Origin of the sequence: Cellvibrio sp. pealriver (assembly GCF_001183545.1) — a bacterium.
Lineage (GTDB): Bacteria > Pseudomonadota > Gammaproteobacteria > Pseudomonadales > Cellvibrionaceae > Cellvibrio.
Genome location: NZ_KQ236688.1, coordinates 3,456,984 through 3,468,942 on the forward strand (window position 1 = coordinate 3,456,984; position 11,959 = coordinate 3,468,942).

The 11,959-nt window shown below is 51.4% G+C and carries 9 protein-coding genes; 8 read left to right on the top strand and 1 reads right to left on the bottom strand.

Features of this window, described 5'->3' with window-relative positions; translation table 11 throughout:
* Positions 1–11: 11 nt before the first annotated feature.
* The 5 genes from VC28_RS15050 (at position 12) to VC28_RS15070 (ending at position 3,750) form a co-directional block, all read left to right on the top strand.
* Complete coding sequence (locus VC28_RS15050; protein ID WP_049631367.1) at positions 12–740, top strand: hypothetical protein; 729 nt, start codon at positions 12–14, stop codon at positions 738–740.
* A gap of 71 nt (positions 741–811) precedes the next feature.
* Positions 812–1,510: a winged helix-turn-helix domain-containing protein gene (locus VC28_RS15055; protein WP_049631368.1), complete on the top strand. Its 699-nt coding sequence runs from the start codon at positions 812–814 to the stop codon at positions 1,508–1,510.
* Between the two features lie 145 nt (positions 1,511–1,655).
* Positions 1,656–3,008 (top strand): ATP-binding protein, encoded by a 1,353-nt coding sequence (locus VC28_RS15060; RefSeq protein ID WP_049632435.1) that lies wholly within the window; start codon positions 1,656–1,658, stop codon positions 3,006–3,008.
* 71 nt (positions 3,009–3,079) lie between these two features.
* The gene (locus tag VC28_RS15065) at positions 3,080–3,334 is read left to right on the top strand and encodes a type II toxin-antitoxin system Phd/YefM family antitoxin (RefSeq protein WP_049631369.1); all 255 of its coding nucleotides are present in this window, start codon (positions 3,080–3,082) and stop codon (positions 3,332–3,334) included.
* Positions 3,331–3,750 carry a type II toxin-antitoxin system VapC family toxin gene (locus tag VC28_RS15070; protein ID WP_082191560.1) on the top strand — a complete coding sequence of 140 codons (420 nt, stop codon included), beginning with the start codon at positions 3,331–3,333 and terminating at the stop codon, positions 3,748–3,750. The genes VC28_RS15065 and VC28_RS15070 overlap by 4 nt, the downstream gene beginning before the upstream one ends.
* Before the next feature lie 48 nt (positions 3,751–3,798).
* Here the strand turns inward: VC28_RS15070 and VC28_RS15075 are convergent, their stop codons facing one another.
* A complete protein-coding gene (locus VC28_RS15075) occupies positions 3,799–4,116 on the bottom strand; it encodes a winged helix-turn-helix transcriptional regulator (protein ID WP_049631371.1) in 318 nt (105 codons plus the stop codon).
* Between the two features lie 133 nt (positions 4,117–4,249).
* Between VC28_RS15075 and VC28_RS15080 the strand changes: the two genes are divergently transcribed.
* The 3 genes from VC28_RS15080 to VC28_RS15095 all read left to right on the top strand — a co-directional run bounded on the left by VC28_RS15080 (position 4,250) and on the right by VC28_RS15095 (position 11,953).
* Positions 4,250–4,486 carry a thioredoxin family protein gene (locus VC28_RS15080; RefSeq protein ID WP_049631372.1) on the top strand — a complete coding sequence of 79 codons (237 nt, stop codon included), beginning with the start codon at positions 4,250–4,252 and terminating at the stop codon, positions 4,484–4,486.
* Positions 4,487–4,916: 430 nt separating this feature from the next.
* The gene (locus VC28_RS20005; protein WP_231591785.1) at positions 4,917–11,189 is read left to right on the top strand and encodes a pectinesterase family protein; all 6,273 of its coding nucleotides are present in this window, start codon (positions 4,917–4,919) and stop codon (positions 11,187–11,189) included.
* 167 nt (positions 11,190–11,356) lie between these two features.
* Positions 11,357–11,953, top strand: coding sequence for a PEP-CTERM sorting domain-containing protein (locus tag VC28_RS15095; protein ID WP_049631373.1), 597 nt, complete (start codon positions 11,357–11,359; stop codon positions 11,951–11,953).
* Positions 11,954–11,959: the final 6 nt, after the last annotated feature.

Consider the following 11,959-nt stretch of genomic DNA (forward strand, 5'->3'; position numbering starts at 1 on the left):
TAGGAGATAAAATGAAACATTTAACCAGCATGTTGAGCACAAGTTTATTCATCGCATTTATTTCTGCACAAGTAAGCGCCGCTGATTGCCCGAGTGGCATGATTGCGCAAGGCAGTATTTGTGTCGCCGATCATAAACAAAAAACCGCTGCGGCTGACAGCAACTTTGATGTCCTTGGCGGTATTATGGATACCAGTAAAAAAGAAATTAATGTTAAGGAAGCCATTGATGGCAACGTAAAAAATGCATTGGATAGCCCTGAACACAAAGCCTGGGAGCAGGGCAGTTGGGAGTTTTTCCAAGCTAATTCCAATGCAAAGAAAGGCGAATATTGTACCGCCCTGTTTAACAAACAAGGCAACATATTGGCGTTGATGGGGCCTGGTGGCTCCTATAAAGGGGCTCTTCTGGCGTTTTCAAATATTGCCGACGTGGCTAATGGCGGTGGTAAATTCCCCATTCCGGAAAGCTCTGGCACTATTGAACTTACTCTCTACCAAAATGATGAACCACCGGCAAAAGTAAAAGCCTTTCATTGGGATCTTGGACAAGAGAATTTGGTGGGAGATGAAAAACCACTGATTGTATTTGCCGTACCTACAATAGAAGCCGCGTTGGCGACTATGGAAGAAAACATTAATTTTCGCTTGGAATATAACGGCGAAATTATTGAACAGGTTGAGTGGCACTCCAGCCAAATGGCAAAACAAAAACTACAGGCTTGTCTAAAAGGTAAGTAGCTTTTCTAAAACAGCATTGTTGTTCAAAAAAACAGTTAATAGTTTTATCTCTTTCAGCAGGGCTAAATTCGATGTCGCAAAACAATTTAATTTTATTGGTCGAGGATGACCGTCGTTTGGCGCAGTTGGTAAAAGATTTTTTGGAAGCCAACGATTTTCAAGTCGCGCTGGAAGAAAACGGCAACCGGGTTATCCGTCAGGCACAAAATTTAAATCCGGCCTTGATTGTGTTGGATTTAATGTTGCCCGGTAAAGATGGTTTGACGCTGTGCAAAGAATTGCGCCCCAATTTTAAAGGGCCGATTTTAATGCTCACCGCGCGCGATTCAGATTTGGATCAGGTGCTGGGCTTGGAATACGGTGCAGATGATTACGTGATTAAACCGGCAGAGCCGCGTGTATTGTTAGCGCGAATCCGTGCGCTGATGCGCCGTTACTATCAAAACGATCCGCGCGAGCAAGAAGCACTGGTGTTTGGTGAGTTGTGCATCCAACCCAGTGCGCGCAAAGTCTTGCTTGCCAATGAAGAAGTGATTTTATCCAGCCACGAATACGATTTGTTATTGGCGCTTGCAGCGCAAGCCGGGCAAATTCTCAGCCGCGAATTTTTGTTCAGCCATATTTACAACCGCGAGTACGATGGCCTTGACCGTACCATCGATGTTCGTATTTCTCAATTGCGCAAAAAATTAAACGATAACCCGGACAACCCAACGCGCATCAAAACGATTTGGGGCAAGGGTTATTTGTTTATCGCCGATGCCTGGTAATTTTTTCTAGCCATGAACAAACCAGAATGCGATTCAAGACATGCCGTAAACCCGTCCTTGGGGGCTTGTCATCGACATCTTGTCTCTGACCGTCATGAACCGCATTCTGGTTTATTCCTCCGTGCTTGTAGCGGTTTTTCATAACATGAACCGGGCATTTATCACCCTCTATTTTTTTATTGTCGCCTCGGTGGTATTGATCGGCTGGGGCTTGAACCAGTTTTGGGAAAGTGTTGCACCCGAGCAAGAACCCAGCGTGGAAACTTATGCTCTCTTTCAGTTAATTGAAGAGGAATTAATTGAACAAGATTTATTGCAGCAACAACCGCAACATAAAGCGGATGTAACTGCTAAAGCCCAACAACTCAGCACACAACTTAATATTGGTTTGGAAATATTGGGGCTGGATGATTTGGCGCAATCAGATGCTATGCAGGAATTGAAAGCGGGAAAAATTCTTTCTGCCACCAGTGATCAGAATATCGTTTGGTATAAACGCCTCGCACAAACCGATCAGGTCATTATGCTCAGCATTGCACAAGCGGATGATCAGGAATCGCCTTTATATAATTTTCTATTGATTGGCTTTTATCTCGCCATCGCCTTGGTGATTTATTTATGGGTGTGGCCGCTTTCACGCGATAGCAAAAAACTGGAAGTGCAAACCCGCGCGCTCGGCAAAGATGGTGTACCGGATACCCTTAAAATTTCTCCCACTTCAACACTTTATCCACTCGCGCAAGCGTTCAACCATATGGCGCAGCGGCTGCGCGAATTAATTGCATCGCACCGCGAAATGACCAATGCGGTATCGCACGAATTGCGCACGCCCTTGGCGCGCATGAAGTTTGCGCTGGCGATGGTCAATGAAGAAAAACTCAGCGATAAAGACCGCCGCCAATTGCGCAGTATTGAGCAGGATATTGCCGAGATGGAAGCGCTGATCAGTGCTCTGCTCAACTACGCGGGCTTTGAACAAAAATCCCAACAGCTGCAACAAACGCGCGGCTATATGCGTGATTTGCTCGATGAGCTCCAGCAGCGTTTTATCCGGCAATCATCCGGCCAACATTTACAATTGGAAGTGTGCGATCTCACCAATAACGCCGAATTTATCTGTGAATGGAAACTCATGGAAACGGTGCTGCAAAATTTCATCAATAACGCCGCGCGCTACGCCAAATCGCGCATCCGTATTGAGCTGATGCAGAGCGCGAGTGAATATATTATTGCGGTAGAAGATGACGGCTCCGGCATTCCTGCCGACAAACGCGAGCGCGTGTTTGATTCGTTTGTTCGCCTTTATCACGAAAATGACGGAACCGAAGACACCGCCGCAACCAACCCTACTGGTTCCGCAACCGGTGGTTTTGGCTTGGGTCTCGCCATCGTCAAACGCATCATGCAATGGCACAACGGCCGCGCCGAATTTGTCGAACCGGAAATCTTGGGCGGCGCAAGGGCGCAGGTACGTTGGCCGAAAAGCGCGCAATCCTGATCATTTTTTAGCTTGCCATTAAGCCCGCTCTCCATTAATGTTTATACGTTGCTACATTATTGGAGGCGACTATGACAACGACAATTCTCTCCAGCCGTGAATTCAATCAGGATACAGGCAAGGCTAAAAAGGCTGCGCTGCAAGGCCCGGTATTTATTACCGACCGCGGCAAGCCTTCCTATGTGCTCCTTACTGTAGAGGAATATCGCAAAATCAGTGGTACCCAATCCAATATCGCCGACTTACTCGCGATACCGGAAACCGATGAAATTGAATTCCAGCCGCCCAAGTTGAATCTCACCACGAAGGTGCCGGATTTATCATGATGTATTTGTTGGATACCAATATTATTTCCGAGTTGAGAAAACAAGGCTCAGGGAAGGCGGATAAAAATGTAGTCGCCTGGGCTAAGTCAGTTTCTGCAGATAGCCTGTATTTGTCAGTCATCACCATTATGGAACTTGAGCTGGGTGTGCTTTCTATTCAGCGAAAAGATCCACATCAGGGTAATTTATTGCGTCTCTGGTTGGACTCTCAGGTAATCCCCGCGTTCAGCAACCGAACTCTTGCAATTGATGTCCCGATTGCCCAATGTTGCGCCAGCTTACATATTCCTGATCCACGCTCCGAGCGCGATGCACTAATTGCTGCTACTGCCATAGTGAATGGTATGACGGTGGTAACACGCAACTTTGCCGATTTTGAACCTACCGGTGTAAAAATAATAAATCCGTGGTTTTAAGAAATGGTAAAACAATTGAATGCGTTAAATCCCCTAACGCTTGAGTAGTTAGCGCTCATCCAACTGCTGAATCTGCGCAATAATCTCCACTAATTTTTTTCCTTTCTCCGTCAACGAATACTCGGTGCGCGGTGGTAATTCGTTGAAGGTTTTTTTATCGAGCAAACCGTACTCGACCAATTTGCGGAAACGTTCGCTTAATACTTTGGTGGAGATGCCTTCTATTGCGCGTTCCAATTCACCGGGGCGGTTGATGCCTTTGCCGACGTTGGTCAATACTGATACCGACCATTTGCAGCCGATCACGTCTTCCAGTTTTTGATAGCTGGAGCGCGATTTTAGCGAAATTTTTTTTGCCTGTTGCATCAACAATTTACCCCGAAAAGTTACCCGGGCACCAAAAAGTGCCCGCTATTTTTATGTTGCTCGCGTGATTACAGTGAATTCAATCGTTGCGCAACGATCTTCTTTCCAAACCATTATTTAAAGAGGATTCACTATGAAAAGCCAAGCAGTTTTTTACCATGCCGGTTGTCCTGTTTGTGTTGCTGCAGAACACCAATTGTTGGATTTGATTGATAGTGCCAAAGTTAATCTAGAGGTTGTGCACTTGGGCGATGCCAAGCAGCGCGTTGCGGAAGCAAAAGGCCTGGGCGTTAAATCTGTGCCTGCATTGGTGGTGGATGGGCAGGTGTTGCACATCAATTTTGGTGCGCCTATTGAGGCATTGCAATAACCAGGTGTTGTAATCACCGGGACCTTGTAAGCAGGTCACTGCAGGTGAGTTTTACCGCTTGCCTGTGGTGGATTGTCGTTTTATTCCATTTTTGTTTAATAATTAGTCGCATTCAGGGCTGGCGCTTTGCAAAAACTTGGGTATAGAATGCGATCACCTTCACAGAAAGGTAATAAGAGACGCCAAACACCTGCTTTATCGTCATGCATACATAAGTTTAATTGCGCATGTTAGCCAGGTTTGCGGACTCAACAATAAGAGGCACAGCCTCACATTCCCCGGCAGTTGGTATTCCTCAGTAAATATCCGTACGAGTATTCGTAGGTAACAGTCCCGTTTCAATAAATCCTGTTAGGGGTTTATTCGGTATTGTTTTCGCTCGTGTTTTTACAGCCTTGAGCTGTGGCCGTCAGTTGCGCATGACGCAGCGATGGACCTGACAATAAGACCTGACTTGGCAGTGATTTTCAGTAAACGGTTGATACCAGAGGCTATCGTCAGCCCCGCTGGTGGTAGTTATTGGCCTGAATTTGGCGTAAGCCAGATCAAAAATAACAACAACTGTGAGTGCATCATGAAAATCCATCTGCTAGCCGCTGTTTTACTTTCTGCACTGCTGGGCGCCTGTGGAGGCGATTCCAAAAAAGGAACCTCACCTGCCAGCTCAGCGCCTGTGGGCACGCAAAAATCCAGTGTGCCGGTGCAAACCAGCTCTATCCAAACCGCCAGTAGCCAGGCGACCACACCCGATCCGGTTCCCTCGGTCGGGGTGTTGGTCGATGCCTTTGTGGCAGGCATTGGCTACCGCACCGAATCGCGCACCGGGGTGACCAATGAGCGCGGTGAGTTTGATTACTTGCCCGGTGAGACGGTGACGTTTTTTATTGGCGATCTGGTGTTCCCCAGTGCTCCGGCCAAGGGCATAGTGACCCCGCTGGATATGGCGCAAACACTGAATCCGGCAGCGCCCGTGGTGCTGAATATTGCGCGCCTGTTGCAATCGCTGGATACCGATGGCAACCCCAATAACGGTATTACTATCAGCCCTATTGCCAGCCAGTCAGCGGCACCGGTGGATTTCAACTTAAGCATCGCCCAGTTTGCTGCCCTGCCTGCGGTGACCAATTTGGTCGCCAATTCCGGCTCGGTAAATACCACGGTGGTATCGGTACAAGAGGCACTTGCGCACCTGCGCGATACTCTGGAGTTTAATGGTGTTCCGGTCGATGAAAGTTCCAGTTCCAGCCTGAGCTCAGCGCCCCAGGTGCCAGCCAGCTCGGCGGTCGCAGAGTCCTCGGCGCAATCCAGTGAGATTGTTGTACCTGTTCCGTCCAGTTCTTCCCTTGCCAGTGTTGCTCCTTCCAGTCTTGTTCCTTCCAGTGTTGCGGCTTCCAGCATAGCGCCAGCGCCCAGTTCAGTGCCTGCTTCCAGCGTTGCGCCGTCGAGCACACCGGCTGTGCCTGCGAGTGCTTCATCCAGTGCGACTGTTTTATCGAGCAGTTCCAGCTCTTCTGCGATTGGCGCTGCGCCGGATTTCAACACCGTTTACGGTTTTGCCTCGCTCAATGGCGGCACCACCGGTGGTAGCGGCGCAGGTATGGTGGAAGTGGCGGTGTGTAACGGGGCGGATTTAACGGCTGCACTGACTAACCCTGCCTATGCCGATAAACCCCTGACCATTTATGTGGACGGGGTAATTACCTGGCACAACTCGGGCAATAAAGACATCAAACTCAACCGCCCCAATGTATCGATTATCGGCCGTGGTGATAACGCCGAATTCTGGGGCACGGGTATCCATATCACCGCCAGCAACGTGATTGTGCGCAACCTCAAAATGTACAAGGTGCCGCAAACCCGCGGGCAGGGCGACATCATCACCATTGATGGCCGCAATGGCCCGGTGCGCAATGTGTGGATTGACCACAACGAGCTGTTCAATGATCTGGATGTGGCCGTACCCGACAGCATCACTGACCCGGTGTTGCGCGATGAGTACAAAAAAGACTATTACGATGAGCTGGTCAGTGGCCGCAGCGATGTGGCGGATATCACCATCTCTTACAACTACCTGCACGACAGCTGGAAAACCTCGCTCTGGGGTTCGTCGGATGAAGACAACTTTGACCGCCGCATCACCTGGCATCACAACTATTGGTACCACGTGAACTCGCGCCTGCCGCTGTTCCGCTTCGGCAAGGGCCATATCTACAACAACTACTACCACAACGTGGACACCTCGGCGATCAACTCGCGCATGGGGGCGATTATCCGCGTTGAGCGCAACGTGTTTGAAAACACCAAAAACCCGGTGATGTCGCAAGACAGTATCGCGATTGGCTATTGGGAGTTGATCGAAAACCAATTGCGCCAGCCGATTATCTGGGTCGATAAAGAGGGCGAGACTAATATCATCGCCGACGAACTGCTGGCCGATAACACCTCCACCGGAACGCTGGCGTTGCCCGAAGGTTACCTCTACGCGCCCAGCCTGATTCCGGTGGAAGATGTGCCTGCCCATGTGCAGCAATACGCGGGTGTGGGCAAGATCACCACGGCACCGGCCGAACTGGCCTGTACCCGCCCCGAGTGGGATATAGAACCGCCGCCGCCGCCCACCGATGAACCGCAAACAGCCGATCCCTCATCGGTGAGCTGGAACCTGTACAACGGCGATGTCAGCCCGTTTGATGCCAATGCCATCACCCTTGCCGATAGCAGTCAGGTGCCCTTTGTGATTCAGGGCAATGGTGGGAGTGATTTCACTGCCACCGGTACCGGTGCGGTGCTGTTTGATTCCACCTCGCTCGGCACCAAAAACAACCGCGCGCGTATCAGCAATGTGGGCCGCAACGATGGCGTTTACCCCAAATACTTCACCTTGATTGCCGGTATCAAAGGCTTTAATCCACCCGCCAATGCGCGCGTGTTGGAGCTGGAAACCGCATTTGGCGGTACCGCCGACACCACCGCCAGCCGTTTGAAAGTGGTGTTGCGCGCCGATGGTGCCAGTAACTACGGCGTGCAGTTTGAGGGTTCACCGGCACCGAATACTGCCTATGGCCTGGCAATGGACCAGTACCGCGTGTACCACTTCACTGTCGCACTCTCCAGCCCTACCACCGGCTGGGCGCGCGCCTATCTGGACGGCTCCGGCACGCCAGTATTAGTTCAAGAGGAAGTACAGTTTGCCTCCACCGCGGCGACCAACAACTACCTGCAAATTGGCGATGGCGGCAGCAACAGCTACAAAGCCCTGATCGATTGGATGGTTTGGACCGATAGCGGTGCTTACACTCCTGCGCAGTTGCAAGGCTTGTTGCCCGCCAATATCGGCTGTGTGAAAGGCTATGGCGCATCGGAAAGTCTGGGCAATTGCGATTTCAATAGCATTGGTGTGAGCAGTTCGTCCGATGCCAGCTTGGCAGCCAGTTCGTCGTCGGTCAGTTCATCGACGGGAAGTGCAACATCCAATGCCGGTTCAGCGGGCAGCGCTTCATCGACCGATGTTGTAGTTGGCAGCTCGGCGGCTAGCACCAGCTCTGCCTCTACTTCTTCCAGCGCGGCAAGCAGTTCGGTCGCACCGGAGTTTGCCTGTTCATCTGAGCCGAGTTTGTATTTCTGCGATGACTTTGCCAGCGGTTCCGGCAATTGGGATTTGCTGAACGACCCGGCATCTGCCGTGACCACGGTGCCTACCGGTGTGTTTGATGTGCTGAATGATGTGGGCGATAACAATGTGCTGCGCTATACCGCAGCCAGCCGCGGCGGTGTGCTTGCGCTGGTGAAACCGGCGGCGTTTAGCGGTGTGAGCAGTGGCGACTATTACGTGGAAGCGCGTATCCGCCCGCGCAACAATGGCTCTACTGGCAACAAGCAGCTGTACATCATCGCCCGCGCGCAAGATGCCAGTAACTGGTACGGTGCTGGGTTTAACGTACAAAACGCCAATACCAGTACCCGCGTAGCCATCGGCAAAATGGTTGCAGGCGCATTCACCGACAATATCTTCGCCCGCTACAACACCCCGATTGACCAAGGCACCACTGGTGGTACCGACGGCACCTGGTACAAGGTTCGTCTGGAAATGAAAGGTTCAGACATCAAGGTGTATTACAACGACCTGTTGGTGATCAGCGGTACAGACGCGAGTTTTGCCAACGCCGGTATGATCGGTTTTTACACCACCAACAAATCCTTTGAGATCGACGATATCAAAGTCGGCAACGCCGATGACAAACCGCCGGTGCCGTCGCAGCTGACCATTTCGCCTACCGCCAACTACAGCGCTGAAGTGGGCGATGCCGCGCGCGTGATCACCGTGACTGCCAAAAACCAGCAGAGCGCGGATGACACCTTTACCGTGGAATCCAGCAATCCGGCGGTAGTGAGTGTGAGCACCAACGGTTACGAGGTGAGTCTGAATCCGGTGGGTGAGGGCAGTGCCACTATCACTTTCACCAGCGGTTCCGACCCCAGCCTGACCCGCAGCCTGACGGCCACCATCGCACCGCAATTTGTGATGCCAACCGCCACCTACAACCTGACTGGCTTGGTGTCGCCCGTGGTAAATGAAACCAATGTCTACGCCGATACCAGCCTGAGCCTGACCTTTGATTCGCCACCCACCTTGGGTACGGCAGGTGCGATCCGTATCTTCAAAACCAGCGATGATTCGGTGGTGGATACCATCAAGCTGGTCGATCACAAAGACAGCATCGGCTATGGCAGTTTCCGCACCCTGAATACCCGCCCGATCAGCATCTCGGGCAATACCGTGACCATCGCCCTGCAAAGCAAAAAGTTGGAGTACAACACCAGTTACTACGTGGCGGTGAGCGCTTCAGCCTTTACCGGCGCGACTCTGGCAAGCCTGCCGTTTGAGGGGATTGGCAAAAATGCCGGCTGGAGTTTTACCACCAAACCAGCTCCAGCCAGCAACCTGACCGCGTTGACCGTGGACGATACCGGCACTACGGCAGATTTCCGCACGGTGCAAGGCGCGCTCAATTATGTAATGCAGAATCTGAGCAAATCCGAGCCAGCGACGATTACCGTCAACAACGGCACCTACAACGAGCTGTTGTATCTGCGCAACAAAGACAACCTGACCATTGTGGGCGAGAGCCGCGAGGGCACGCTGATCCAGTACCAAAACTCGGAGGCGTTCAATACCGGTTCATCTGGCCGCCCGGTCTTTTTGGTCGAGTTGGCGGATATGCTGACGCTGGAAAACCTGACCCTGAAAAACACCACTATCAAGACCGCCAGTAACGGTCAGGCGGAGACGATTTACTTCAACTCCACGGGTCGCCTGGTTGCCAAAAACGCCAACTTCATCAGCGAGCAGGACACTCTGCAGCTCAAAGGCTACAGCTGGTTCTACCGCAGTCTGGTCGCCGGTAATGTGGATTTCATCTGGGGCAACAACAACGTGTCGCTATTCGAGGAAAGTGAAATTCGCTCGCTCGGCGACAGCAGCAACGCCAGCAATGGCGGCTATGTGGTACAGGCGCGCACCCTGACGGCGGCGGATAAAGGCTTTGTGTTCCTCAACTCCAACCTGACCCAGGGCATCGGCCAGACCGGTAACTCGATTCCTGCTGGCGCGACCTATCTGGCACGCACCGGTGGTGCAGGGGTGTTGGATAACGTGGTGTTTATCAACAGCCGCATGGACACCCACATCAACGCTGCGGGTTGGTATGGCACCAGCAACGTGACCGCGACCGCCAACACTGGCTGGCGCGAATTCGCGACTATGGATAGCAATGGCAACAGCATCAGCCTGGCAAGCCGTGTCGGCGGATACGAGTTGTCACTGGGCGAGGTGCAAAACAGCTACTGCAACCGCGCGCAGATTTTTGCGGCCTATAACTCCAGCGCCGGTTGGAACCCATTGCCGGAGGATACAACCGACTGTATCAATTTTGGCCAGTCGAGCAGCTCGTCCAGCAGTTCTTCCAGCGCGGCATCAAGCGATGCAGGTAGCAGCAGCTCAGCGGCAGCGAGTGAGTCTTCTACTTCATCCTCTGAGGTCAGCAGCAGTGACGCATCCAGTAGTGAAAGCAGCTCCTCTGCCAGTTCGGCGCATGTGCCTGTCACCACCAGCTGGTTGCCAAACTATACCGATCTGCAAGCCGCTGTCGCTGCGGCACCGGCGGCCAATAGCAATGCCAACTTCAATGCGACCGCATCGCCCATCACCATTGGAGCAGTAAAACTCTATTCGGTAGGGGCAGGTAACTTGCGCTTGCATCTCAACTCGGGCGGCACTGCCTACGCGATTAACTTCAACGGTACTGCCGTTAAATCAGATACCACGACGACTCCGGTTACTTTGACCGAGGGTGCGAGTGGTGAGGTTAATCCAACCAGCCTCAATGCAGCGGGTGGCGTGACGCGCTTTGTGTCGGTGCCTGTTGCCGCGAGCACTGACCCACTGACACTTACAGTCACCTACTCCAACGCCAGTGCCAATTACGATGCGACTACTGCTCCAACCGGTTGTTTGAACGGCCAAATCGCCATCGTTGATCAAACGGGCAAAACCTGGAAAGTCGCATCTGCTTGCGGTACTGCGCAGCAAAATTTGTCAGTCACAATCAGCGATGCCAGCGTGACCGAGCTGTATGTGCTGATGACCCGCAGAACGGATGCCGGTGGTGGCATCCGTATCTGGCAAGTGGATATCACGCGATAAGTGGTGTTGATAAACGACCGGTACTGCCGGTCGTTTAATTTTTAGATTTTTAAAACCTGTTAGTGCAATTCCATAACAATAAAATTTCCAATCGACAATGCAATTCAGTTCATACCCCAATTGCTTTTAATGTGAAGGCAAATAATCTCAATAAAATGGGGAATAACATGAGAACTTATTATTTTAAAAAAAGTTGTTTTAAAAAAATTCATTTTTTAAAACAAATCAGCCTGACGTTTACGTTTTTAGTGTGCTTGATCAATCCCGCTAAGGCCGCACTGATCAATACGGAATTTTCCGAATTAGTGGGCAATCAGGGTACTGTGGATATTACTCTCTCGCTGTCGGCGGGCGAGGTGATGAACGGATTATCGCTCTATTTTTCCGAAGCGCTTTTTGCTGACCTGGCCATTATTACCAGCCCGGCAGAGTGGGACAGCATTGTTATCCAATCAGATGCGCTACTCGGCGCTGGCTTCTTCGATAGTTTTAATATTGACGGTTTAACGTCTGGTTTTGCGCGAATTTCTTTTACCTGGCTTGCAGCGGTTCCGTTTGAATCGGCGTTACAGGTTTTGGAATACGAATTCTATAACGCGGATTATGAAATTATCGATTCAGGCGTATCAACCGCTATTGCTGCATCGGTTCCGGAGTCGTCACCGTTCATGTTGCTGATGATGGGTTTGGTCGCAGTGGGCATGCGCAGACGCGCATGTAACACCCGTGCGGCTGTTCAATTTCGTCAATCGCATATTCACTAATAGGTG

Bases quoted from the DNA above. Each gene is read 5' to 3' on its own strand.
- VC28_RS15050 (WP_049631367.1), top strand. From the start codon at position 12: ATGAAACATTTAACCAGCATGTTGAGCACAAGTTTATTCATCGCATTT.
- VC28_RS15055 (WP_049631368.1), top strand. From the start codon at position 812: ATGTCGCAAAACAATTTAATTTTATTGGTCGAGGATGACCGTCGTTTG.
- VC28_RS15060 (WP_049632435.1), top strand. From the start codon at position 1,656: ATGAACCGGGCATTTATCACCCTCTATTTTTTTATTGTCGCCTCGGTG.
- VC28_RS15065 (WP_049631369.1), top strand. From the start codon at position 3,080: ATGACAACGACAATTCTCTCCAGCCGTGAATTCAATCAGGATACAGGC.
- VC28_RS15070 (WP_082191560.1), top strand. From the start codon at position 3,331: ATGATGTATTTGTTGGATACCAATATTATTTCCGAGTTGAGAAAACAA.
- VC28_RS15075 (WP_049631371.1), bottom strand. From the start codon at position 4,116: ATGCAACAGGCAAAAAAAATTTCGCTAAAATCGCGCTCCAGCTATCAA.
- VC28_RS15080 (WP_049631372.1), top strand. From the start codon at position 4,250: ATGAAAAGCCAAGCAGTTTTTTACCATGCCGGTTGTCCTGTTTGTGTT.
- VC28_RS20005 (WP_231591785.1), top strand. From the start codon at position 4,917: ATGGACCTGACAATAAGACCTGACTTGGCAGTGATTTTCAGTAAACGG.
- VC28_RS15095 (WP_049631373.1), top strand. From the start codon at position 11,357: ATGAGAACTTATTATTTTAAAAAAAGTTGTTTTAAAAAAATTCATTTT.